This window comes from Nonomuraea sp. NPDC023979 (genome assembly GCF_040639085.1).
Taxonomy (GTDB): Bacteria; Actinomycetota; Actinomycetes; order Streptosporangiales; family Streptosporangiaceae; genus Nonomuraea; species Nonomuraea ceibae.
The window spans coordinates 258,122-279,015 of sequence record NZ_JBEZZG010000004.1 but is presented as its reverse complement, the minus strand read 5'-3'; the positions used below and the strand labels follow the sequence as shown (position 1 = coordinate 279,015).

General features: G+C 72.7%; 16 protein-coding genes. 7 read left to right on the top strand and 9 right to left on the bottom strand.

Going from position 1 to position 20,894, the window contains the following annotated elements; genetic code table 11:
* Window positions 1-116: 116 nt before the first annotated feature.
* Genes AB0G11_RS10570 through AB0G11_RS10550 form a run of 5 tightly spaced genes read right to left on the bottom strand, consistent with a single transcriptional unit; the run spans window position 117 to window position 4,417 of the window.
* Entirely contained in the window at window positions 117-800 is a 684-nt protein-coding gene (locus AB0G11_RS10570) for a GntR family transcriptional regulator (protein WP_219503237.1), read from the bottom strand.
* Window positions 793-2,562: a hypothetical protein gene (locus tag AB0G11_RS10565; RefSeq protein WP_357585214.1), complete on the bottom strand. Its 1,770-nt coding sequence runs from the start codon at window positions 2,560-2,562 to the stop codon at window positions 793-795. Before AB0G11_RS10565 ends, AB0G11_RS10570 begins: the two co-directional genes overlap by 8 nt.
* On the bottom strand, window positions 2,553-3,302 hold the full coding sequence (locus AB0G11_RS10560; protein WP_219503230.1) for an ABC transporter ATP-binding protein: 750 nt from the start codon (window positions 3,300-3,302) through the stop codon (window positions 2,553-2,555). Before AB0G11_RS10560 ends, AB0G11_RS10565 begins: the two co-directional genes overlap by 10 nt.
* Complete coding sequence (locus tag AB0G11_RS10555) at window positions 3,299-3,907, bottom strand: TetR family transcriptional regulator (protein WP_357585213.1); 609 nt, start codon at window positions 3,905-3,907, stop codon at window positions 3,299-3,301. The genes AB0G11_RS10560 and AB0G11_RS10555 overlap by 4 nt, the downstream gene beginning before the upstream one ends.
* A 54-nt stretch (window positions 3,908-3,961) precedes the next feature.
* Window positions 3,962-4,417 carry an NUDIX domain-containing protein gene (locus tag AB0G11_RS10550; RefSeq protein WP_357585211.1) on the bottom strand — a complete coding sequence of 152 codons (456 nt, stop codon included), beginning with the start codon at window positions 4,415-4,417 and terminating at the stop codon, window positions 3,962-3,964.
* A 275-nt stretch (window positions 4,418-4,692) separates the two neighbouring features.
* On the opposite strand from AB0G11_RS10550, the gene AB0G11_RS10545 reads away from it, so the two are divergent.
* Complete coding sequence (locus AB0G11_RS10545) at window positions 4,693-6,201, top strand: PQQ-dependent sugar dehydrogenase (protein ID WP_357585209.1); 1,509 nt, start codon at window positions 4,693-4,695, stop codon at window positions 6,199-6,201.
* Between the two features lie 625 nt (window positions 6,202-6,826).
* Here AB0G11_RS10545 and AB0G11_RS10540 read toward each other — a convergent pair.
* Window positions 6,827-11,533: an ATP-dependent helicase gene (locus AB0G11_RS10540; protein ID WP_357585207.1), complete on the bottom strand. Its 4,707-nt coding sequence runs from the start codon at window positions 11,531-11,533 to the stop codon at window positions 6,827-6,829.
* 87 nt (window positions 11,534-11,620) lie between these two features.
* On the opposite strand from AB0G11_RS10540, the gene AB0G11_RS10535 reads away from it, so the two are divergent.
* Window positions 11,621-12,109 (top strand): VOC family protein, encoded by a 489-nt coding sequence (locus AB0G11_RS10535; RefSeq protein WP_357585205.1) that lies wholly within the window; start codon window positions 11,621-11,623, stop codon window positions 12,107-12,109.
* 10 nt (window positions 12,110-12,119) lie between these two features.
* Here AB0G11_RS10535 and AB0G11_RS10530 read toward each other — a convergent pair whose 3' ends face one another.
* On the bottom strand, window positions 12,120-12,314 hold the full coding sequence (locus AB0G11_RS10530; RefSeq protein WP_219513437.1) for a hypothetical protein: 195 nt from the start codon (window positions 12,312-12,314) through the stop codon (window positions 12,120-12,122).
* Window positions 12,315-12,357: 43 nt separating this feature from the next.
* Here AB0G11_RS10530 and AB0G11_RS10525 point away from each other — a divergent pair, with 43 nt between their 5' ends.
* Window positions 12,358-12,552 carry a DUF3046 domain-containing protein gene (locus AB0G11_RS10525; RefSeq protein WP_219513439.1) on the top strand — a complete coding sequence of 65 codons (195 nt, stop codon included), beginning with the start codon at window positions 12,358-12,360 and terminating at the stop codon, window positions 12,550-12,552.
* Here the strand turns inward: AB0G11_RS10525 and AB0G11_RS10520 are convergent, their stop codons facing one another.
* Window positions 12,553-12,828 (bottom strand): hypothetical protein, encoded by a 276-nt coding sequence (locus AB0G11_RS10520; protein ID WP_219513441.1) that lies wholly within the window; start codon window positions 12,826-12,828, stop codon window positions 12,553-12,555.
* A gap of 124 nt (window positions 12,829-12,952) precedes the next feature.
* Here AB0G11_RS10520 and AB0G11_RS10515 point away from each other — a divergent pair, with 124 nt between their 5' ends.
* The 4 genes from AB0G11_RS10515 (at window position 12,953) to rny (ending at window position 19,006) form a co-directional block, all read left to right on the top strand.
* Window positions 12,953-13,306: a YciI family protein gene (locus AB0G11_RS10515; protein WP_357585203.1), complete on the top strand. Its 354-nt coding sequence runs from the start codon at window positions 12,953-12,955 to the stop codon at window positions 13,304-13,306.
* A 194-nt stretch (window positions 13,307-13,500) separates the two neighbouring features.
* Window positions 13,501-14,592, top strand: coding sequence for a recombinase RecA (gene recA / locus AB0G11_RS10510; protein ID WP_219513467.1), 1,092 nt, complete (start codon window positions 13,501-13,503; stop codon window positions 14,590-14,592).
* Window positions 14,593-14,603: 11 nt separating this feature from the next.
* Window positions 14,604-16,763: a recombination regulator RecX gene (gene recX, locus AB0G11_RS10505; RefSeq protein WP_357585202.1), complete on the top strand. Its 2,160-nt coding sequence runs from the start codon at window positions 14,604-14,606 to the stop codon at window positions 16,761-16,763.
* A 626-nt stretch (window positions 16,764-17,389) separates the two neighbouring features.
* Window positions 17,390-19,006: a ribonuclease Y gene (gene rny, locus AB0G11_RS10500; protein ID WP_219513480.1), complete on the top strand. Its 1,617-nt coding sequence runs from the start codon at window positions 17,390-17,392 to the stop codon at window positions 19,004-19,006.
* Here rny and AB0G11_RS10495 read toward each other — a convergent pair whose 3' ends face one another.
* Window positions 19,007-20,830 carry a prolyl oligopeptidase family serine peptidase gene (locus tag AB0G11_RS10495; RefSeq protein ID WP_357585200.1) on the bottom strand — a complete coding sequence of 608 codons (1,824 nt, stop codon included), beginning with the start codon at window positions 20,828-20,830 and terminating at the stop codon, window positions 19,007-19,009. It lies immediately after the preceding gene.
* Between the last annotated feature and the right edge of the window lie 64 nt (window positions 20,831-20,894).

Below are 20,894 nucleotides of genomic sequence, written 5' to 3'. Positions count from 1 at the left end.
GATTCTGGGGGACGGTCTCATGGTGCCTCCGAGGGGAACGGGCAGTTCGGACACTGTATACAAGACCTAACATTGCAATTGCACGCTGTTAAGAGCGGTTGTTACCTGAGTGTTTTCTAATTGATTGCGTGCTTTGTCCTGTTAGCCCGCCCGACGGCTGTCAGGAACGACCGCCTGGCGGCCGCCACGTGCGCCACCGCCCTGGCCTGCGCCTCGTCCTCGTCACCCGCCGCGATCGCCTCGTACAGGCTCAGATGCTCCGACCACGAGTGCGGGCCGCGCGCCGCCGCCGTCTGGCTGAACACCCACTGCGCCCGCTGGAGCATGGGCGTCATCATCAGGTTGAGGTAGGAGTTGCCCGCCGCCTCGCCCACGGCCAGGTGGAAGGCGGTGTTGAGATCGGCCACCGCGTCCAGCCTGCCCTCGTCCACGGCCTGCCTGGCCTCCTCGAGCACCCGGCGCAACCGCTCGGCCGACGCCGTCGTGCGCTTGCGGGCCGCCAGCCGCGCCGCCAGCCCCTCGACGGCCATCCGCACGTCGAAGAGCTCGTCGCCCTCCTCGGCCGACAGCGTCGCCACGGTCGCCCCGAACCTCGGGACGACCTGGACGAATCCCTCGGCGGCCAGCACCCGGATGGACTCGCGCACCGGGTTGCGCGAGACCCCGAGCAGGGCGGCCAGCCGGTCCTCGACCAGCCGCTCGCCCTGCCCGAACTCGCCGGACATGATGCGCCGGCGAAGCTCTGCGGTGACCTCGTCGCGCAGGGTCCGGTGGGTTGCGCCGAGGGATACATCAGACATTAGGTGATTTATCGTATACAACCTTCTTCTTGTACCTGTACATGATCCCGAGCCCGGTCCCGTACATCGCCAGCCCCAGCGCGATCATCACGGCCGCCGTCGGGTAGCGCAGCCCCGGCGCCATGTGCGTGGCCAGGAACCAGCTGTGCCCGAGCTGCCCGTTGGCCACGAACACCGCCGCCAGGATGCCCTGCGGGATGAGCGGGATCGCCCCCAGCGACACACACGTGATCACCACCGCCCGCTGGACCTTCGGCATGTCGGGCAGCGCGAACGCCGACGACGCCTTTCCCTCGGCGGCAGGCCGGCGGCCGGTGCGCATCATGTGCAACAGCTCCGGCCCCTGCGCCGCCAGCCGCCGCTCGGCCAGCGCGCCGAACCACCACAGGCACGCCGCCCCGGTCGCGACCCCCACCGCCACGCCCGGCCAGCCCCACAGCGCCGCTGCCACGCCCGCCGGCACCCCGGACGCCGCCACGAGCACCATCATCAGGTACGCCAGCCCGGTCAGCGCCCCGTCGTCCTCGCTCGTGCGCAGCGGGTTGCCGCCGCGCTTCTGCGGATCGGTGCCCGGCACCAGCGCGTACACCGACACCAGCGGCACCAGCCCCGCGCCGCCGCCGAGCAACGCCACCGACAGCGCCACGATCATCGGCCACGGGCCGCCGTTGACCGCCGTCAGCGCCACCACGAGCACCGCCGCGACCGGCGTCACCGTCACCAACCACGCCAGCTGCCTGCCGCGCACGTCCGACGAGCCCGGCGTCATCACCGACAGCCAGAGCGCGGTGCCGTCGGCGCCGTAGAGGTTGGCCGTCATCGCCGCCGCCATCACGATGAAGATCGGCGCCGCCCACGGCAGCATCCCGGTCCACCCCAGCACCAGCGGCGCCGCTGCGAAGAACACCCCGTAGGCCAGGGCGAACGTGAGCTGATGGGTGCGCACCAGGTCCCGCGACCACGTCCGCAGCTCCTTGGCCAGCACCGCGTCCAGCGCCGTGGCCGCCCGCATCGGCCTGCGGCCCCGCGCCGACGCCCGCTCCGCCCCGGCCCGCCTCGACAGCAGCGCCGCCCACGCGCCCAGCAGCAGCGCGATCAGCACCGCCATCGCCGCCAGCGCCAGATAGTCGCCCTGGACGGCCAGCACCCCCCACCCGGACGGCAGGTAACGCACGATCGGCGGGATGCCCTCGGCCTGCCCGAGCGCGACCGCGAACACCCAGCCCTGCCCCAGGAACGCCAGGATCGCCCCGTTGACCAGCCCCGCGCCGATCGCCCCCACGCGCGAGCGCAACGCGATGCCCAGCACCCCCACCGCGACCCGCGACAGCAGCACGAACACGGCCAGCTGCAGCACCATCGCCGGCACCGCCACCAGCGCCGGCCCGGCCCCCTCCCGGACGCCGAGCACCACCAGCCCCGTCAGGGCCAGCAGGCTGACCGCCGGCGCCACCCCGACGAACGCCGACACCAGCAGCCCCGCCGCCAGCCGGTGCGGCGGCAGCCCCAGGAGCGAGAAGAACTCCGGCCGCAGCGTCTCGTCACCGCCGCCGGAGAAGACCGGGCCGATGATCCAGCCCAGCATCCACACCGCGAACGCGGCCGCCAGCCAGTCACCGTCGAGGAACGCCAGATAGATCGTGCCGGCCGCGAGCAGCGCGCCCACCGAACCCGCCGAGACCGCCATCGTCCCCCGCTGGCCGGTCAGCGAATGGCGCAGGATCGCCACCTTCATCCGCACCAGCGTCACCGCTACAGCCACGACAGCCCCTTCGTGCCGGTGGTGGCCGAGCCGACCAGCTCCACGAACCTGTCCTCCAGCGTCGCGTCGCCGCGCACCTCCTTGAGCGGCCCGGCCGCCGCCACCCGGCCCCCGTCGATCACCGCCACGTGGTCGCACAGCTGCTCCACCAGCGCCATCACGTGACTGGACAGCACGATCGAGCCGCCGCTCGCCACGAACCCGCGCAGGATCGTCTTGATCGTCGCCGCCGACACCGGGTCCACCGCCTCGAACGGCTCGTCCAGCACGAGCAGCTTCGGCCCGTGCAGCAGCGCCGTCGCCAGGCCGATCTTCTTGCGCATGCCCGTCGAGTACTCGACCACGAGCGTCTTCTCCGCCCCGTCGAGCTCCAGCACCGACAGCAGCTCCTCGGCCCGCGCCGCCACCACGTCCTTCTCCAGCCCGCGCAGCAGCCCCAGATAGGTGAGCACCTCCCGCCCGGTCAGCCGCTCCGGCATGGCCAGCCCGTCAGGCAGCACCCCCACCAGCCGTTTCGCCCCCGACGGGTCCGCCCACACGTCCGCGCCGAAGATCCGCGCGCTCCCGCCGTCGGGCCGGAGTAACCCCACCGCCATCGAGAGCGTGGTGGTCTTTCCCGCGCCGTTCTGCCCGACGAGCCCGTAGAACGATCCCTGCGGAACCGTCAGCTCGACGTGATCCACCGCGACCTTCTCGCCGAACGACTTCGTCAGACCGGCGATGTCCAGCGCCGCTGTCATGGCTGCCTCCTCGTGGCAAGCGTGAAAAGGGTGACGAACTCGCCCGCGAGCCCGCCCAGATCGAGCTCCGGATCGTGAAGCAGGCGCGCCGGCACCGCGTCCACGGCGCCGCGGATCGCGATCGCCATGCTCCGCGAGTCGAAGTCGCGGAACTCCCCGGTCGACTTGCCCCACTCGAGCAGCCTGACCACGTCGTCGATCGCCGTCTCGTGCTGCTCCGCGTACGGGCCCGGCCCGCGATCGTCCTCGCCCCGGTTGTACGTGACGATCTCCACCAGCGCCAGCAGCGGCTTGCGGTGCAGGCGCATGAAGTCGAGATTGCTCTCGAAGTAGACCCGCAGCATGTCCGTGGCCGTGGGCTGCGCCAGGATGCGCGGCACCATCAGGTCCGTCGCCACCTTGGCGACCGAGCTCACGACCGCCTCCAGAAGCTGCCGCTTGCCGCCGAAGTGGTAGGAGATCACGCCGGTGCTGATGCCCGCCCGCTGCGCGATCCTGGCCATCGACGCCCGCGCGTACCCCTCCGAGGCGAGCACGTCGATCGCGCACTCGATGATCTGCGACCGCCGTGCTTCCTCGATGAACGACCGGCCTTCTGACGGCACGGTCAAAACTTTAAACGGCCGTTCAGATTCTGGGAAGCCGCAGGACTTCCCGCCCTACGGGAGCGACGACTCGATCAGCAGCCGGTGCGACTCCAGCAGACCCTCAGGAAGATCGTCCGGAGCGCACCAGCGGGCCTCCAGGATCTCCAGCGAGTTCAGCCGCAGCGTCCCCCCGCCCACGTAACGGGCCGCGTAGGCGATCTCGACCCGGAGCCGGAACCCGCTGCCCACCCGCACCACCTCGCCGACCTTCACCTCCAGGCCGGTCTCCTCCATGACCTCGCGGAACACCGTCTGCTCGAACGTCTCGCCCCGCTTCGCCCCGCCCGTCGGCAGACCCCACTGCCGCCCCTCCGGCCAGAACCGGTGCCGCAGCAGCAGCACGTTCCCGTCGAGGTCACGCACCACGCCGGTCACCCCGACGACGAACTTGGCCTGCGACAGATAGAGCAGCCGCCACTGCACCGGCCCGCTGATGCGACGCCAGAGCCCGGCCATCAGCTTCTTCACCGGCGTCCTCCTGACCACGTCCCGTTACGAGCAGCGTAGCGATCACGGACGCCACGCGACGGCCATGTACGTTTCATCCGTCCACGCCCCAGGCGACCCCCGGTCATCCCAGGTCATCGACCTAGAGGCCGTCCACCACGGCCCCACCCGGCCCCGAGCGCTGGCCGAACGGCCGCCCCGCCGGTACCGTCCGGCCGGGCGCGCCGCATGCCCGCCGCGCCCCGGTCCCGGAGAACCCCCCGGACCCCGGACGAAGCCCCGCCTCTGGAGCCCGCATGCCAGCACGACGCTGGGCAGCCCCCGCCCTGCTCGCCCTGTCCCTGCTCGCCCCCTTCACCCCGGTCACCCCGGCCGCCGCGGCCGAGGCCGCCCCTCCACCCCTGGAAGAGATCCGCGCGACCACCACCCAGGTCGCCTTCGGGCTGCGCCGCCCCACCGCCATCGCCGCCCCCGACGACGGGACCGACCGGCTCCTCATCACCGAGAAACGCGGCACCGTACGCGTCTACCACCCGGACACCGGCCTCGCCCAGACCCCGATCATCGACATCACCGCCTCCGTCGACGAATCCGGCAACGAACGCGGCCTGCTCGGCATCGCCCTCGCCCCCGACTTCCCCCAGAGCCAGGACCTGTACCTCGCCTACACCGCGCTCCCCGACGGCGCCGTCACCCTCGCCCGCTACCGGCTCGACGAGGCCCGCCTCGAACCCCTCCTCGCCCAGGAGCACGCCGAACACAGCAACCACAACGGCGGCCAGCTCACCTTCGGCACCGACGGTCACCTCTACTGGAGCATCGGCGACGGCGGCGGCGCCGGCGACCCCTTCGACTCCGGGCAGCGCCTCGACACCCTCCTCGGCAAGATCCTCCGCATCGACGTCAGCCGGACCTGCGGCGACCTGCCCTACTGCGTCCCCGACGACAACCCCTTCACCGGCGTCCCGGGCGCCCGGCCCGAGATCTGGATGTACGGGGGCCGCAACCCCTGGCGCTTCTCCGTCGACCACGCGGACGGCTCCCTGTGGATCGCCGACGTCGGCCAGGGCCGCTGGGAGGAGATCAACCACGTCAAACCCGGGCACCAGGCCGGCGCCAACCTCGGCTGGTCCTGCTACGAGGGCCTCGAAGTCTTCGACGAGACCCAGTGCCGCCCCGACGCCCAGTACACCCAGCCGATCTTCACCTACTCGCCCTACACCGGCGGCTGCGCCGTCATCGGCGGCCAGGTCTACCGCGGACGCCAGTACGCCGACCTCGTCGGCGGCACCTACATCGCCACCGACTACTGCTCCTCCACCGTGTGGGCCCTGCGCGAGGACGGCGCCGGCGGCTACGACCAGGCCGAGATCGGCGAGATGCCCACCCAGGTCACCGCCTTCGGCAGCACCCCCCAAGGCGAGCTCTACGTCGTCAACGACCTCCCCGGCGGCCTGCACCGCGTCTCCTTCGAACGCGCCCGGCCCACCTGCTCCATCAAGCCCGTCACCCAGGTCTGGGGCACCGGCATGACCGTCGACCTCGCCATCACCAACCTCGCCGACACCCCGGTCGACGGCTGGACCCTCACCTTCCCCCTCACCCCCGGCCAGAAGATCATCTCCGACTGGAACACCACCCTCACCCAGGGCGGCGACATCGTCCAAGCCGTCAACGCCCCGCACAACCGCACCATCGCCCCCGGCGCCACCGTCACCCTGGGCTACCTGGCCGGCCACACCGGCGACCCCTCCCTCCCCACCCGCTTCACCCTCAACAACACCCCCTGCACAATCACCCCCTAACCCCCCACGAAGTCCCGCCCCCGGCCCAACGGAGTCCCGCACCCCGAAGGCCCCTCACCCCACCGGCGCCCGGCCCCCGAGCCCCGGGCGCCGGTGAGGCCCCCACGTCCGGGCACGCCGCCATGTCCGGGGGCGCCGCCACCTCGGGGTGCGTCGCAACCTCGGGGTGCGCCGCCACTTCGGGCCATGCCGCCACCCCCGGCGTGCCACCACCCCCGGGCGCGCCGTCACCAGGCGCGTCGCCACGTCCGGACGTGCCACCACCGCCCCGGGCGTGCGCCGTCTCCAGCCGTGCCACCCGTGCGGGCGTGCCGCGACCTCGGCGTGCCATCGCCACCAGGCGCGCCCACCTTCGGGCACGCCCCGACCTCCGGACATACCGCCCTCCGGGGGCGGCCCCACCACCCCGCCGCCTGCCCCCACTACCTTGCGTGCCGCAACCCCGCGGGTCCCGTCACCTATGCGCCGCCCCCAGTGAGCGGCCGTCACCCCGTGCGGCGCGCCACCCCGTGCGGCCCGTCACCCCGTGCGGCGCGCAACCCCGTGGGCCTATCACCCCGTGCGGCGCGCCACCCTGTACGGCCCGTCGCCCCGCGCGGGTCGGCAGCCGTGGTCGGCGCCTCGGTCAGGCTCGTAGGCGGAGGCCGCGGGGGGTTGGGTGGAAGCCCGCTTCCTCCAGGGCCGCTGCGAGGGGCGAGTCGACGATCGGCTCCCCGTCGGCCCGCTCCACCGTCAGCTTGCCCAGCGCCCCGTCACGCACAGCCAACGCCAGCGCGTCGACGGCGGGCTGCAACCGCTCCCCGTCGGCGAACGACAGCAGCGTCTTGCCGCCCCGCTCGACGTAGAGCACCAGGTAGCCGTCGACCAGCACCACCAGCGCCCCCGCCTTCCGGCCCGGCTTGTGCCCGACTTCCCCCGGATGCGTCGGCCACCCCAGCGCGGCCCCGTACGGGTTGGCCGGGTCCGCCGCCGCCAGCACCACCGCCTGCCGCCCCCGCCCGGCTTCCCCCGTCCGGGACGAGGCCGCCCCTGAGGAGGCCGCCCCCGACGAGGCCGCCCAAGCAGCACCCGCCGGGGCGCGCCCGGACCCCGGCTCGCCGGACGGCGCCCCTTCCCAAGGCCCGCCTCCGTACGAAGCCGAATCCGTGGGCGTTCCCACCCCACCCCCGTACACCTCACCCCCCGACAGGGAGGCTGTCGGGGAGGTGAGGCTCGGGGACATGGCGCGCATCCGGTCGACCGCCCCCGGGAGGGCGAACTGCGCCCCGCCGAGCCCTTCGACGAAGTAGCCCCGCCGGCACCGCCCGCTCTCCTCGTACGCCCGCAGCACCTGGTAGATCGGCGTGAACCCGCCAGGCAGCCGTTCCGCCGTGACCGCGCCGCGCGTCACCACCCCGTGCCGTTCGAGCAGCGCCTCGGCCTGGGCCTGGGCCCGCTGGGTGGCGTCGGCGGCGGGCTCGGGGAGCAGCCACCAGCGCCCGCCCACGGTCGGCGGCCCGCTCCGGCTGGGCAGCACCGCCCGCCGCCGCCTGGTCGCGGGCCGGTGCGCGGGCCGTCCGGACCCGAGCGCGGCCCGCAGCGGCGCGAGCGTGTCGCCCGACACCCGCCCCGACCACACGAGGTCCCACAGCGCCGCGGCCAGCGTGGAGTCGTCGAGCGACCCGAGCCGGTCGGACAGCCCGCGGAAGAACAGCGCCCCGCCGCCGCCGAGCGCCTCCAGCACCTGTTCGTGCACCGGCGTCATGGTGATCTCGGCGGGCTCGGCCAGCAGCAGCGGCGCGGTGTCGGCGAAGTAGAGCGACACCCACCCGTCGCCGCCCGGCAGGGCCCCCTGCCCCACCCACATCACCTCGCCGGAGGAGGTCAGCTCGTCGAGCAGCGCCGGATGGTAGCCGGGCACCCGCGCCGGCAGCACCAGCGTCTCCAGCGCCGAGGCGGGAACCGCGGCTCCTTGCAGCAGCTCGACGGCCCGTACGAGCGAGTCCATCGCCCGCGCCGTGCCGCCGGAGCCGCCGGCGCGGGCGGCGCCCCGGGATCCGGTGATGCCGTGCCACGCGGGCAGGAACGTGGCCAGCGTCTCCGCCGAGACCGGCTCGACCTCCTTGCGCAGCCTGGCCAGCGACCTGCGCCGCAGCGTGCGCAGCACTCCGGCGTCGCACCACTCCTCGCCCCGCCCGCCGGGCCGGAACTCGCCGCTGACCACCCGTCCGGGCACGGCCAGCCGGCGCAGCGCGTCGGTCACCACGGCCACGCCCAGCCCGAACCGTTCGGCGGCCGTGGAGGCGTGGAACGGCCCCCGGGTGCGCGCGTGCCGCGCCACCAGGTCGGCCAGCGGGTCGGCGACCGGCTCCAGGAACACGTGGGGGATGCCCACGGGCAGCGGCGCCCCGAGCGCGTCGCGCATGCGGGAGGCGTCCTCGATCGCGGCCCACTGCGTCTCGCCCGCGATCCGTACGCGAATCGCCCGCCGCGCCCGCTCCAGCTCCTCCAGCCAGGCCGGGTCGCCGCCGCGTACGCTCACGTCGGGCGCGAGCAGCGGCCCGTGCGAGCGGAGCAGGTCGGCGAGGTCCTCCGGGTCGCGCAGCGGCCGGTCGAGCCGCGCCAGCTCCCGCTCGGTGTCGGCGATCACGTCGGGGTCGAGCAGCTCGCGCAGGTCGGCCTGGCCGAGCAGCTCGGCCAGCAGCGTCGTGTCGAGGGCCAGCGCCTGCGCCCGCCGCTCGGCCAGCGGCGCGTCGCCCTCGTACATGAACGCGCCCACGTAGTGGAACAGCAGCGACGCGGCGAACGGCGACGCCTGCGACGTCTCCACCTCCACCAGCCGCACCCGCCGAGCCGCCAGGTCGCGCATCAGCGCCACCAGCCCCGGCACGTCGAACACGTCCTGAAGGCACTCGCGCATCGTCTCCAGCACGATCGGGAACGAGGCGTACTGGGAGGCGACGCCGAGCAGATGGGCGGCCCGCTGGCGCTGCTGCCACAGCGGGCTGCGGCGGCCGGGGACGCGGCGCGGCAGCAGCAGCGCCCGCCCCGCGCACTCCCGGAACCGGGAGGCGAACAGCGCCGACCCGCCCAGCTCCTCGGTGACGATCTGCTCGATCTCGTCGGCGTCGAAGGCGGCCACGTCGGTCGGCGGCTCGGCCAGCGTGTCAGGGATGCGCAGCACGATGCCGTCGTCGGAGTGCACGGCCTGCACGTCGACGCCGTAGCGCTCGCGCAGCCGCCGGTTGATCGCCAGCGCCCACGGGGCGTGCACCCGCGCGCCGTAGGGGGAGTGGATGACGACCCGCCAGTCGCCCAGCTCGTCGTGGAAGCGCTCGACCAGCAGGGTCCGGTCGTCGGGCACGTAGCCGGTGGCCTCGCGCTGCTCGCGCAGGTAGGCCAGCAGGTTGGCGGTGGCGTAGGGGTCGAGCCCGGCCTCGCGCAGCCGGTCGGGCGACTCCTGGGCGGCCTGCTCGCGCAGGAACGCGCCGATGGCCTTGCCCAGCTCGGCGGGACGGCCGGGCGTGTCGCCGTGCCAGAACGGCAGTTTGCCCGGCTGCCCCGGCGCGGGCGAGACGAGCACCCGGTCGGCGGTGATGTCCTCGATCCGCCATGACGTCGCGCCCAGCACGAACACGTCGCCGACGCGCGACTCGTACACCATCTCCTCGTCGAGCTCGCCCACCCGGGACGCCTTCTCGCCCACGAGGAAGACGCCGAACAGGCCCCGGTCGGGGATGGTGCCGCCGTTGGTGACGGCCAGCCGCTGCGCGCCGGGGCGGCCCTGGAGGGTGCCCGTCACCCGGTCCCACACGATGCGCGGACGCAGCTCGGCGAACTCCTCGCTCGGATAGCGGCCGGCCAGCATGTCGAGCGTCGCCTCCAGCGCGCTCCTGGGCAGCGTCGAGTAGGGGGCCGCCCGCTTGACCACGGTCTCCAGCTCGTCGACGGTCCACTCGTCGAGCGCGGTCATCGCGACGATCTGCTGGGCCAGCACGTCGAGCGGGTTACGCGGATAGCGCAGTTCCTCGATGAGGCCGCTCTTCATCCGCTCGGCGACCACGGCCGTCTGCACGAGGTCGCCGCGGTATTTGGGGAAGATCACGCCCTTGGACACCGCGCCCACCTGGTGACCGGCCCGGCCGATGCGCTGCAGCCCGCTGGCCACGCTCGGCGGCGCCTCCACGCACGCGACCAGGTCGACCGCGCCCATGTCGATGCCCAGCTCCAGGCTGGAGGTGGCGACCACGGCCGGCAGCCGCCCGGACTTGAGCGCCTCCTCGATCTGCGCCCGCTCCTGCTTGGACACCGAGCCGTGGTGGGCGCGCACGATCTCGGTGACCACGCCCTTGCTCGCCCCCGCCTGCGCCATCACCTCGGCGGGCACGCGCGGCGGCCCCGTCTCCCAGATCGACAGGTCGACGGCCTCGGCGCCCTGCTGCCGGCCGTAGGCCAGCTCGTTGAGCCGGGTGCAGAGGCGTTCGGCCAGCCGCCGCGAGTTGGCGAACACGATCGTGGACGAATGCGCCTCGATCAGGTCGAACAGCCGGTCTTCCACATGCGGCCAGATCGACCGGTTCGCCGGGTCGGGCGCGAGGTTCTCCGCGTCGGGCGGGCGGGACTCCACCTCCGTCATGTCCTCCACCGGGACGACGACCTCGACCTCGATCACCTTGTCGGACGGCGGCTGCACCACCGTCGCCGGGCGGGAGCCACCGAGGAACGCCGCGACCTCGCTCACCGGCCGCACCGTCGCCGACAGCCCCACCCGCTGGGCGGGCCGCTCCAGCAGCGCGTCGAGCCGCTCCAGCGTGAGCGCCAGATGGGCGCCGCGCTTGGTCGCCGCCACCGCGTGCACCTCGTCGACGATCACCGTGCGCACGCCGCGCAGCGCCTCCCGCGCCTGGCTGGTGAGCAGCAGGAACAGCGACTCGGGCGTGGTGATCAGGATGTCGGACGGCCGGGCCGCGAACCGCCGCCGGTCCTCGGCGGGCGTGTCGCCCGAGCGGATCGCCACCGAGATCTCCGGCACCGGCAGCCCCAGCCGCCGCGCCGTCTGCTTGAGCCCGGCCAGCGGCGCGCGCAGGTTGCGCTCCACGTCGACGGCCAGCGCCTTGAGCGGCGACACGTACACGACCTTGGTGCCGCCGCCCTCGGACGGCTCGGCGGCCAGCCGGTCGAGCGACCACAGGAAGGCGGCCAGCGTCTTGCCGGAACCCGTGGGCGCGACCACGAGCGTGTTGTCACCGCGCGCGATCGACTCCCACGCGCCGTCCTGGGCGGCGGTGGGCGCGGCGAACGCCCCGGCGAACCATTGCCTGGTCACCTGGCTGAAGTGGTCGAGCGAGCTCACGCGCTCATACTGCCTCGCCGCACCGACAGAAAACGCTTCGCCCCGCGCCGCGTGATTGAGCGGCCGCTCAGCGGACATACACCGACCGTGACCATCGACAACGCAGCCCTGGAGGCTCGCCGCGAGGAGATCCGCGAACGGTACGTCTTACCGCACCGTCCGTCGAGCAGCGCCCGCGGCCTGCATCACATCGCCCTGGTCTCGTCGGACGTGGAGCGCACCGTCAAGTTCTACCAGGAACTGCTGGAGTTCCCGCTCACCGAGATCTTCGAGAACCGCGACTACGAGGGCTCCAGCCACTTCTTCTTCGACCTTGGCAACGGAAACCTGCTGGCGTTCTTCGACTTCCCCGGCCTCGACCTCGGCCCGTACCTTGAGGTGTTCGGCGGCCTGCACCACGTGGCGATCTCCGTCGACCCCGCCACCTGGGAGCGGCTGCGCGGGAAGCTGGAGGCGGCCGACGTGCCGCACCAGATCGAGAGCGGCGCCTCCATCTACTTCAAGGACCCCGACGGCGCCCGGCTGGAGCTGCTCGCCGACCACCTCGGGGAGATGTACGGCGCACGCGTGCTCTGACCCTGTACGGCTAGCGGCGCGACGCCCTGCGCGTGCGCGGCGTGCCCGCACGCGGCTCCTGCCTGATGCCCGCGTGCCTCTCGGCACGCTCTTCCTTCTCCTTCCGTACGGCGAGCCGCCGGTCGAGCTGTAACCGGCGCCGCCTGGCCTTGTTGGCCTTGACCTTGGCGGATCTGGGGGGTGAGGACTTGGGGGTCTTCGGCATGGAGATGTCCTACCCACTCCCGGGGGCGTCCCATACTTGGGTGATGCGCCTGACCGAGTTCTGGAGACGGATGCGCGAGCACTTCGGCGACGCCTACGCCGAGTCGTGGGCGCGTGACTACGTGCTGGCCCCGCTCGACGGCCGCACCGTCGTGCAGGCGCTGGCCGACGGCGAGAGCGCCAAGTCGGTCTGGCGGGCGGTCTGCCAGGTGGAGGACGTCTCTCCCCGGCTCCGCTGATCACTCGGCCTCCGGCGCCTCCAGCGCGTCCCTCAGCTTGTCGGCGGCCCCTTCCGGATCTTCGGCGTCGTGCAGCCCGCCGGGCGACCACAGGAACTGCCAGCCCTGCCGCGACGGGGTGGCGAAGACCAGCGTGCGCCGTCCCGAACGCGGATGCCACGTCCACAGCACCGGTTCGTCGCCGCCGACCAGCCGGCTCACCAGCCCCTGGCCCTTCAGCAGCGCGGCGAGGGCCTCCAGATGGGTGCGCCGTTCCCCGGTGTACGCGCTCGCCACGTCGCGGCCTCCTGACGTCTCCCTGTGAGTCTCCCCAGCTCACAGCCGCTGACAACACGTCCCTGTCGAATCGCGGACCGGCCCGTTCGTCATGCTTCGTGAAGAGACTCTTCGAGGAGGCACGATGATGAGGTTCGCTTTGCTGCTGTTCGACCCGGAGGGCTACGCGGAGTCCGTCACGGAGGCCGGGATGACGGCCGCGCTCGCCGAGCACGAGGCGTTCGCGCGCCATCTGAGAGAGCGCGGCGTCCCGTTCACCGGCGAGGCGCTGCACCCGACGGCCCGCACGCTGCGCCCCGGCCCGCCCGGGGAGCCGCCGGTCGCCGCCGACGGGCCGTTCGTCCCGCTGCGGCACGAGCTGGCGGGCTTCTACCTGGTCGAATGCGCCGACCTCGACGAGGCGGAAGAGCTCGCCCGCCACTGCCCGATCGGCGCCGGCATCGAGATCCGCCCGATCTGGGACGCGCCGGGCCCATGAGCTGGGACGCGTCCGGCGGGTGAGCCCGAACCCGCCGGGCCCGTGACGGCGCGTTCGGCGTGTGATCGAACAGTCGTTCGGCTACCATGGACCTCGCCGGGCCACTTCTTCCCCGGCGGCGGCCAAAAATGTCGGTGGCAGGCCATAGCTTTCACTCGACTGTTCGGACCCAAGACTCTCCAGGGGGAGTTCCCATGGCAATCAACGACCGCGAGAAGGCCCTCGAGACCGCGCTCGCTCAGATCGAGCGGCAGTTCGGCAAGGGGTCCGTGATGCGCCTGGGCGATGACGCCCGAGCCCCCATCGAGGTGATCCCGACCGGGTCGATCTCCCTGGACGTGGCCCTCGGCATCGGCGGCCTGCCGCGCGGCAGGATCGTCGAGATCTACGGCCCGGAGTCCTCCGGTAAGACCACGGTCGCCCTGCACGCGGTGGCCAACGCCCAGCGCGCGGGCGGCATCGCCGCCTTCATCGACGCAGAGCACGCCCTCGACCCCGAATACGCCAAGAAGCTCGGCGTCGACACCGACGCGCTGCTGGTCTCCCAGCCCGACACGGGCGAGCAGGCGCTGGAGATCGCCGACATGCTGATCAGGTCCGGCGCCGTCGACATCATCGTCATCGACTCGGTGGCCGCCCTGGTGCCCAAGGCCGAGATCGAGGGCGAGATGGGCGACAGCCACGTCGGCCTCCAGGCCCGCCTGATGTCCCAGGCTCTGCGCAAGGTCGCCGGCGCCCTCAGCAGCACCGGCACCACCGCCATCTTCATCAACCAGCTCCGCGAGAAGATCGGCGTCATGTTCGGCTCGCCCGAGACCACGACGGGCGGCAAGGCGCTGAAGTTCTACGCCTCCGTCCGCATGGACATCCGCCGCATCGAGACCCTCAAGGACGGCACCGAGGCGGTCGGCAACCGCACCCGCGTCAAGGTCGTGAAGAACAAGATGGCGCCGCCCTTCCGCGTCGCCGACTTCGACATCCTTTACGGCGTCGGCATCTCCCGCGAGGGCGGCCTCATCGACATGGGCGTCGAGCACGGCTTCGTCCGCAAGTCCGGAGCCTGGTACACCTACGAGGGCGACCAGCTCGGTCAGGGCAAGGAGAACGCCCGCAACTTCCTGAAGAACCACCCCGACATGGCCAACGAGATCGAGAAGAAGATCAAGGACAAGCTCGGCGTCGGCCCCCGCCTCGACACCCCGGCGGAGCCCGCCCCCGCGGCCGCCGCCGCACCGGCCCCCACCGGCCGTGGCTCCAAGTCCACGCCGAAGCCCGGTGACGTCTGATCGGTCGCCGCATGAGTGACAAGGATCCGGACCAGGCGCCCCACTCCCGAGACTGGGGCGCCTGGCCCGACCTCCCCGCCACCCCACCCCGCCGCCGCCGCAAACCCACCCGCCTCGCCCCGGGCGGCCTACCCCGCCCCACCGACGCCCAGGGCCTCGACGACCAGGGCGCGGGCGCTTCGGGCGTCGGGGGTTCGGGCACCAGCGCTTCGGGCATCGGCGCCCGAGGTGCCGACGGCCTGAGTCCCGACGGTCAGGGTGCCGATGTCCCAGGCGCCGATGCCTCCGCCCTGGATGCCCCGTCGTCCCGGACCTCCGGGCGTGGCCGTTCTGGGCGCTCGACGACCTCGGGCCGTCGAGGTGGCCGCCTTACGGGCCGTGGCCGTGGCGCCTCCGACGACCCGACCGGCACCCCAGGCGGTTCGTCGCGCGGCTCCCGCAACGGTGACGGTCCCTGGGCGGACTCCGACCCCACCAACGGCCGGTCATCGGACAGTGGCCGCGACACCGGCTGGGCGCCGGGTGGCGGCGGTGCCTGGTCACCGGGCGGTGGCAGTGGTGATGGCAGTGGCAGTGGCTGGTCGCAGGGTGACGACAACCGCAGCGGTGGCCGCCGACGGTTCGGTGATGGGCGCGACGAGCGTGCCGGTGGCGGTTGGCCGTCGCCGGGCGAGTGGCAGGAACTGCGCCGCTCCCGATCGGCTGCCTCATCGTCCCCGGAACCGGATCCGGCCGCTCCTCAGTCAGAGGCGGCGGCGTTCCCCGGGACGGCCGGAACGGCGCACCCGTTCTTCGGGTCGGGCGATACGGCGTCTGCGGGGGATCGTACGGAGCCCGCCCCCTGGAAAGCGCCCACAGCGTCGGTCTCCTTCACCGAGCCACCTCAATTCGAGTTCGCCGACTCCAAGCCACTCGAATCCGACCCTGCCGGTTTCGAGCCCACCGGCTCCGGGCCCACCGAGCCCACCAACTCCGGGCCCACCGAGCCTGCCGGTTCTGAGCCGCTCGGTCCCGAGCCTGTCGGTTCTGAGCCCGTGGAGCCCGACGCTAGGGGACTCGGGCCTGTCGGGTCCGACGCTGCGGGGTCCGGCCCTGCGGGGGCCGACGCTGCGGGCGAGCCCGTAGGGTCCGATTCTGCGGGACCCAACCTTGCGAGTCCCGACCTCGCGGGACCCGATTCTGTGGGATCCGATTCTGTGGGACCTGAGCCTGTCGGATCCGACCTTGCGGGAACCGAGCCGGTCGGGGCTCAACCTGGGGAAGCCGGGCCTGAGCCTGGGCTTTCGTTCACGTCCGACAATTCGGAGCCGCCCCCGTTCGTGCCCCGTGAGGCCGAGCCGGAGCCTCCGCCGGCTCCCACTGCCGCCGAGGCCGCACCTCCGTTCGAGCGTGCGGACCCCGAGCCCTCACCCTCCATTGCCCAGAACCCCGGCGCGGGGTCCGGTGAGCGGGTAGAGGCGGCGTTCGGTGGGCTGTTCGAGGGCGGGGGATCGGACGAGAACCAGCCCGAGGAGCCCAGCGAGTGGGGCTCGGGGAAGGGGCGTCGTTCGGGAGGAAAGGGCCGGTACGGGAAGGGGCGGCGCTCCGGACGGGGTGCTGCAGGCGGCGGGCGTGGGGCCGGGCGCGGTTGGCTGCCTGACGGCCCGGATCAGGACTCGCCGGCCGGTACGACCCCGCATGCCGATCCCGAGTCGGTAGCCCGGGCCATCTGCCTGCGGCTGCTCACGATGGCTCCCAAGACGCGCGCCCAGCTGGCCGAAGCCCTCCGCAAGCGGGACGTACCGGACGAGGCCGCCGAGACGGTGCTCGACCGGTTCTCCGAGCTGGGGCTCATCAACGACGAGGCGTTCGCCGAAGCGTGGGTCGACTCCCGGCACCACGGCCGGGGCCTGGCCAAGCGCGCCCTGGCCGCCGAGCTGCGCCATCGGGGCGTGGACTCCGAGACCGTCAACGAGGCCGTCGAGCGCCTGGACCCCGACCAGGAGCTGGAAACGGCCCGCCGCCTGGTGGAGCGCAAACTCGCCAGTACGCGGTCCCTGGACCCCAAGGCCCGCACTCGCCGCCTGGCCGGCATGCTCGCAAGGAAGGGCTACCCGTCCGGCCTGGCGTTCCGCGTGGTCCGCGAGGCCCTCGAACAGGAGGGCATCGAGATGGAGGACGACTACCCGTAGGAGGTCACGCGGGTGGACGGCTGTCCGTATGGACGGCTGGCTGCAGGGAGCTGCCCGTACGAATGGTGGCCCGTTCGAATGGCTGCCCGTACGGACGACTGCCCGTACGGATGGCGACCCCGTACGGGCGGTGACCCCGTATGGGCGGTGGCCGTTAAGGACGGTGGCCCGGACAGACGGCGATCCGTACGAGTGGTGATCCGGATGGGCGTGGCGTCGGGGCTCCGGGCGCGCCGGGCACCAGAGAGCCGGGCGGTGCCGAATCGAGGGGTCCACCAGCGGTAGGGAGGGCGGTGTGTCCCGAGGTGTTCACGCACGGCGGATGCGAGCGTAAGACACGCTTGATAACGCGTTTGCTTGCTCGTGACCTGTTCGACGCATAACCTCGACGGCAGTGAGGAGTTACTCCGCGCAGTGCGGATTGCCATACCGGTGAACGACGGACTTACGAGTTTGAGTGATCGAGGCAGGCGAGGTGCCGGCTGCGGGTGTCGGCGCCCGATGTGCCTTGGCTTGATATCGGTCCTGGTGACGACGCCGATCGGGCTTTCCGTGCCGCGCCCGTGACCCTCCTGGGCGAGGGCCGCGTTTGTGGGTGTTGACGACGCGAGGAGGGCGGGGCGCACATGGGGCCGCTGGTCGTGGTGCTGTCGGTGGCGGTCGTGGCGCTGACGTGCGGGATGATGAGCGCCCTCTACATCGTCGTACGCCGGACGTCCGGCGGTGCGCCCGCGAAGAAGAAGCTGACCCCGGAGCAGGAGCAGGCTGTCACGGACGAGCTGGAGCAGGCCCGCGAGGAGGCCGGCAAGATCCGTGACCGGGCCGAGGCCGACGCGGAGGAGATCCTGCGCAGGTCGGAGGCGGCGGCGGAGAGCGCCGCGCAGATGCGCCGCGAGGTGGAGCAGGAGAGCCAGGTCCTGAAGTCGGAGCTGAAGGAGCTGCGCGCCGATCTGGAGCGGCGGGAGAGCCGCCTGGGTGAGCGTGAGCAGCGGCTGGACGAGGAGGCCAGGCGGCAGGCGGAGCGTGACCGCAAGCTGGCCGAGACGGAGATCGAGCTGGCCGACCGGCGTGAGGAGCTGCTGCGGGTCGAGGAGGAGCGCCGGGTCATCCTGGAGCGGGTCGCGGGGCTCACGGCCGAGCAGGCGAAGGCCGAGCTGGTCAAGGAGATCGAGAACCAGGCCAAGCGTGAGGCCGCGCTGATCATCCGGGAGATCGAGGGCGAGGCGCGCAAGGAGGGCGAGAAGCGCGCCACGAAGATCGTGACGCTGGCGGTGCAGCGGGTGGCGGCGGAGCAGACGGCCGAGTCGGTGGTCAGCGTGCTGCATCTGCCGGGTGACGAGATGAAGGGCCGGATCATCGGCCGTGAGGGCCGCAACATCCGGGCGTTCGAGTCGACGACGGGCGTCAACCTGATCATCGACGACACGCCGGAGGCGGTGTTGTTGTCGTGTTTCGACCCGGTGCGCCGGGAGACGGCCAGGCTGACGCTGGAGAAGCTGGTGCTCGACGGCCGCATCCATCCGCAGCGGATCGAGGAGGCGCACGACCGCAGCCGCCAGGAGGTGCAGGACCTGTGTGCCCGCGCGGGCGAGGACGCGCTGGTCGAGCTGGGCATCACCGACATGCACCCGGAGCTGACGCTGCTGCTGGGCCAGCTCCGCTATCGCACCAGCTACGGGCAGAACGTGCTCAAGCATCTCATCGAGTCGGCGCACATCGCGGGCATCATGGCGGCCGAGCTGAAAATGGACCAGGCGCTGATGAAGCGCTGCGCCCTGCTGCACGACATCGGCAAGGCGCTCACGCACGAGGTCGAGGGCAGTCACGCGCTGATCGGCGCGGAGATCGCGCGGCGCTACGGCGAGCAGGAGGACGTGGTGCACGCCATCGAGGCGCACCACAACGAGGTCGAGGTGCGCACGGTTGAGGCGGTGCTGACGCAGGCGGCCGACGCGATCAGCGGCAGCCGCCCGGGCGCCCGCCGCGAGTCGCTGGAGGCGTACGTGAAGCGGCTGGAGCGGCTGGAGGAGATCGCGCAGTCGTACGAGGGCGTGGACAAGGTCTTCGCCATGCAGGCGGGGCGGGAGATCCGGGTGATGGTCAAGCCCGACGGGGTCGACGACATCCAGGCGCAGGTGATCGCCCGCGACGTGGCCAAGCAGGTGGAGGAGGAGCTCACCTATCCGGGGCAGATCCGGATCACGGTGGTGCGGGAGTCGCGGGCGACGGAGTTCGCGCGCTGATCAGGTGAACAGCTGCTGGTAGAAGGCCAGTTCGGCGGCCAGCGCTGCGGAGCGGGTCTCGGTGCGGCGGAAGCCGTGCGACTCGCCTTCGAAGGCGAGGTAGGTGCAGCGGACGCCGCGTTCGGACAGGGCGTCGGCGAAGGCGGACGACTGCTCGGGCGGCACGACGGGGTCGTCGAGCCCTTGCAGGAGCAGCATGGGGCAGGTCACGCCGTCGGCGAGGGCGAGCGGTTCGCGTTCGGCGTAGACGGCGGGGTCGGAGCCGACGAGCCATTCCACGTAGCGTGACTCGAAGTCGTGCGTGTGGGCGATCAGCGGGGCGAGCGCGCTGACCCCGAAGTAGGACACCCCGCCCGCGAACTCGCCGGACCGGCAGCAGGAGGCCATCACGGTCCAGCCGCCGGCGCTGGCGCCGCGCACCGCGATGCGGCCGGGCTGGGCGAGCCCTTCCGCGGCCAGCCAGCGGGCCGCCGCGACCGTGTCGTCCACGTCGACCAGCCCCCACGTGCCCTTCAGCCGCTCGCGGTAGGCCCGGCCGTAGCCGGTGGAGCCGCCGTAGTTGAGGTCGAGCACGCCGATGCCGCGCGAGGTGAAGTACGCCTTCTCCAGGTCGAGCGCGACCCCGGCGTGCGCGGTCGGCCCGCCGTGCACGAAGATCACGTACGGGGGCGGCTCCTGGAGGATCTCGACCGGGTTGGCGGGCTCGTACAGGAAGCCGTGCACGCCGATGCCCGGCAGCTCGACCGGGCGCGGCGTGGGCAGGTAGGCGGGGTCGGGCAACCGCTCGACGTCGCGCCTGAGCGGCTCGGCCTCGCCGCTGGCGAGGTCGACGCGGACGACCGTGCGCGGCGTCGCGGACCCGTACGCGATCCCGGTGAGGGACGTGCCGTCGGCGCTCAGCGAGGGCTCCCAGCCGTCGAAGGGGAGCGGCAGGTCGGTGAGGACGCCGGTGCGCGGGTCGAGCACGCCGGCCCGCAGGTCGGCGCGGCCGTGCAGGACCGCGAGCCGGCCGTCGGCGAGGATCGTGTACGGGGCTCCGCCCAGGTTCCACAGGGGCCCGGTGAACTCCTCGTCGCGGGGGCAGAGCGGCCGGGGCGAAATGTCGTCGAGGCCCGTCTCGTACAGGTTCCACCAGCCGGAGCGGTCGGAGATCGCGTAGAGGGTGTCGTCGTCGCGCCAGCTCGGGGCCAGCACGGACTCCGACGGGTCGCCCAGCAGGGTGCGGGTGTGGCCGTCGGGCAGCCGGGTGACGCGCAGCTCGGTGCCGTCCCACGGCATGCGGGGGTGGTCCCAGCAGATGTAGGCGAGGTGGCGGCCGTCGGGGGACAGCGCGGGGAAGGCGTAGAAGTCGCTGCCGGTGACGTGCTCGCGCACCGGCCCGCCGGTCAGCGGGACGGACACGACGGCCCGGCTGACCTTGCCGTCGCGGTGGCGTTCGCGCACGCACCACACGTGGCCGTCGCGGACGAGCAGGTCGGCGTAGCGGTCGCCCTCGGGGGTGAGCGGGGTGCAGGCGCCGGTGTGGTCACGCAGGTAGAGGCGCTGGTCGGCCAGGTTGGCGAAGATCAGCTCACCGTCGGGCGTCACGGTGTAGGGGCGGCCGCCGTACTCGTGCACGCGGGTGCGGGCGCTCCAGGGCGCGGGCAGCAGCTCACGGTGGCGGCCGTCGGCGGCGCGGTGCATGACCGTGGTGCGGCCGCCCTGCTCGGGCCGCTCCTCCGTCCACCACGTCTGCCCGTCGAGGGCGTGCGGCCAGCCGGCACGCGCACCGGCACGGGCGACGTCGGCGGTGGAGATGGGCGAGGGCCACGATGCGACGGGCATAACCGAATCTTGCCGGAAATCCGCGCCGCCCGTGGTCAAGGTCACGGTAATGGGGCCGCCGGAT

Coding starts and splice junctions, on each gene's coding strand:
- AB0G11_RS10570 (WP_219503237.1), bottom strand. CDS start 800: ATGTCTGATGTATCCCTCGGCGCAACCCACCGGACCCTGCGCGACGAG.
- AB0G11_RS10515 (WP_357585203.1), top strand. CDS start 12,953: ATGATGAGGTTCGCTTTGCTGCTGTTCGACCCGGAGGGCTACGCGGAG.
- AB0G11_RS10530 (WP_219513437.1), bottom strand. CDS start 12,314: ATGCCGAAGACCCCCAAGTCCTCACCCCCCAGATCCGCCAAGGTCAAG.
- rny (WP_219513480.1), top strand. CDS start 17,390: ATGGGGCCGCTGGTCGTGGTGCTGTCGGTGGCGGTCGTGGCGCTGACG.
- recA (WP_219513467.1), top strand. CDS start 13,501: ATGGCAATCAACGACCGCGAGAAGGCCCTCGAGACCGCGCTCGCTCAG.
- recX (WP_357585202.1), top strand. CDS start 14,604: ATGAGTGACAAGGATCCGGACCAGGCGCCCCACTCCCGAGACTGGGGC.
- AB0G11_RS10495 (WP_357585200.1), bottom strand. CDS start 20,830: ATGCCCGTCGCATCGTGGCCCTCGCCCATCTCCACCGCCGACGTCGCC.
- AB0G11_RS10560 (WP_219503230.1), bottom strand. CDS start 3,302: ATGACAGCGGCGCTGGACATCGCCGGTCTGACGAAGTCGTTCGGCGAG.
- AB0G11_RS10545 (WP_357585209.1), top strand. CDS start 4,693: ATGCCAGCACGACGCTGGGCAGCCCCCGCCCTGCTCGCCCTGTCCCTG.
- AB0G11_RS10525 (WP_219513439.1), top strand. CDS start 12,358: ATGCGCCTGACCGAGTTCTGGAGACGGATGCGCGAGCACTTCGGCGAC.